The sequence below is a fragment of the Pedobacter sp. genome (genome assembly GCF_045627485.1).
GTDB lineage: Bacteria > Bacteroidota > Bacteroidia > Sphingobacteriales > Sphingobacteriaceae > Pedobacter.
This window is the reverse complement of sequence record NZ_JAZQNU010000007.1, coordinates 1-2,344: the sequence shown is the minus strand read 5'-3', so window position 1 is coordinate 2,344 and position 2,344 is coordinate 1. Positions and strand designations below refer to the sequence as shown.

Annotated in this window: 3 protein-coding genes; all 3 read right to left on the bottom strand. The window is 40.6% G+C overall.

Annotation, left to right across the window (positions count from 1 at the left end):
* Positions 1–406 (bottom strand): ABC transporter transmembrane domain-containing protein (locus tag ACR2F3_RS00340; protein ID WP_432707994.1); only part of this gene is annotated, 406 nt, incomplete at its 3' end.
* Entirely contained in the window at positions 390–2,126 is a 1,737-nt protein-coding gene (locus tag ACR2F3_RS00335) for an ABC transporter ATP-binding protein (protein WP_432707993.1), read from the bottom strand. The genes ACR2F3_RS00340 and ACR2F3_RS00335, both read right to left, overlap by 17 nt.
* 38 nt (positions 2,127–2,164) lie before the next feature.
* On the bottom strand, positions 2,165–2,344 hold a 180-nt coding region (locus ACR2F3_RS00330; RefSeq protein ID WP_432707992.1), incomplete at its 5' end, for a hypothetical protein.

Sequence of the window (2,344 nt, the reverse complement as noted above, 5' to 3'; positions counted from 1 at the left end):
CCCGAGAGATGAGATCACCAGATTTATTCTGATTAAAGAAGCCCACCGGTAACGTTAATAACTTGTTAAAAATAGCATTTCTAAGGGTGTACAACATACGTTGACCTACCCCTCCCATGAGTTTGGTTTGTAAATAGCCGGTAATCAGGGTAATTAAATACATCACTAACAGGATCCCTGTAAAAATCAATAGTCCCCGGTATTGGCCGGTACGTATATAATGATCAATTGCATAACCGATCAGGAATGGCCCCAGCAACAACAAACCTGAATTGATTAGAATGGCTACCATGGCTTTAAGCAAGTTATTCCGTTCCATGCTAATCAGATCAAGCAGTTTTTTCAAAGCCGCTAAAGTAGACTTCTTTCCCTGTTGTTCAGTGACCTGATTAAGATTGTAATTCATAGTTGCTTGTACTCTGTTGTGAAGTGTAGATCTGAATGTATTCGGGGCTTTTTTTAATCAATTCCGCATGGGTGCCTTCTGCAATAATTTCACCTTGCATCAATAAGATGACCTTATCGTATTGTTCTACTGAAGCAATTTTCTGCGTTACTGATAATAAGGTTATGCCTGGATAATTGCGCTCCACATTTGCTAAAATTCTTTTTTCGGTGGGTGCGTCAACGCGGGCAGTGAAATCATCGAGCAGTAATATTTTTGGATCAAGCGCCAGTGCCCTGGCTAACATGATTCTTTGTTTTTGTCCGCCCGACAAGCTCGATCCACGTTCAGAAACGACCGTATTAAGTTTGTCAGGTAACGTGTCGATGAAGTCACTAAGTTCTGCAGTCTCAATGGCCTTGGCCAGGGAATCATCGGTAACGGTATCACTAAAAGCGATGTTTTCGCGAATACTCAAATTAAACATGATACTGTCCTGAAATACAAATCCAACCTGGCGGTGGAAAGCGTCCTGATTATAGTCAGACAGGGCGTGCCCATCAATCAACACCTCGCCTGAAGTAGGTTTAATTAAGTTCGTCAGTATATACAGCAACTGGGTTTTGCCAGCAGCTGTCGGGCCAATGATAGCTGTTTTCGAGCCTTCTTTTAATGAAAAAGTTATGTTTTTCAGGGCTGGCTTCTGCCCATAATAAAGGGATATATCCCTGAGTTCCAAGTCGCCCCTGATTAATTTTGAAATGGAACCCATTTCCGGACTTTCCGCCGTATGAAGGACATTTTCAATGCGTTGATACGAAGCAGTCGCCTGTGCAATTACATTGCTCATGAAACCAATGACAAGAATGGGGAAAATAAGCAACGCCAGGTAACTGTTAAATGCGGCAAACTGACCCAAAGTCATGGTACCCTGGATAACAAAATGACCACCCATAGCCAAAATGGATAATGTTGCCATGTTGGATACAAAGATGATGGCGGGAATAAGCCCTGCGAATAAACGCAAAATGGCCAGTCCTAAATCTCTTGCTTCGGTGTTTGCAGCTAAAAATTTATGGTATTCCAATTGTTGGGAATTGATAACACGAATAATAGAAGAACCCAATACACTTTCATTGATCACTTTATTCAACCAGTCAATCACCTCCTTACTCCTTTTAAACAATACTTTCACCTTACGCAGCACGAGGTAAAAGGTTATTCCAATGATAGGAATGATGGCGATAATAATCAACGCCAGTCTCCAGTTTATCATTAACAAGAGGATACTTGATCCAATAATTAGGAAAGCGGAAGAAGCTATGGACACGATGGCCTGGGAAACGAAAGATTTAATGGAATCTACATCACCGGTTAAATTAGTCAGTAATTTAGAGGGGTTGGCCTGTTCGATGTAATTAAAACTTTGTCGTGAAATCTGTTCAGATAAATCGGCCCGCAAGTCTTTCGCTACCTTTTCAGAAGCATAGGTTTGCACAACGCTTTGCAAATAAGTAAAGATGAACACAAGTATTATGGCCACCGAAAAAGTAATTAGGATGGATTTAAGCTCAAAGAGTCCGTTAGTGTAGTCATCGATAGCGCCCGCAATAATGGTAGGCAGGAGCAAATTGATACCATTGCTAAGCAGCGCAAGAAAAATAAGGAGGAAAATTAACTGCCTATAGGGCTTTAGTAAACTAAAGATGTTTGCTTTTTTTTCCTTTTTTGTTGTTTCCATAATGATTGCCTGGGCAAAGCAAAGTTAAGCTTGCTAAATTACTTTGATTTTTTCTGACCAGAGAATTTAAACCTGTATTTATCCAGTTTAATGTGGTTATAACGTAAAAATCTGTCCAGTGGTTTCTTGGAAAACGGTTTTACACTATGGGGACTGCTTCGTTGGGAGGTATAAATGCCGTGTTGGCCACTACAAAAATAGGCCGTAAAACAAGCGAT

Coding starts and splice junctions, on each gene's coding strand:
- ACR2F3_RS00335 (WP_432707993.1), bottom strand. CDS start 2,126: ATGGAAACAACAAAAAAGGAAAAAAAAGCAAACATCTTTAGTTTACTA.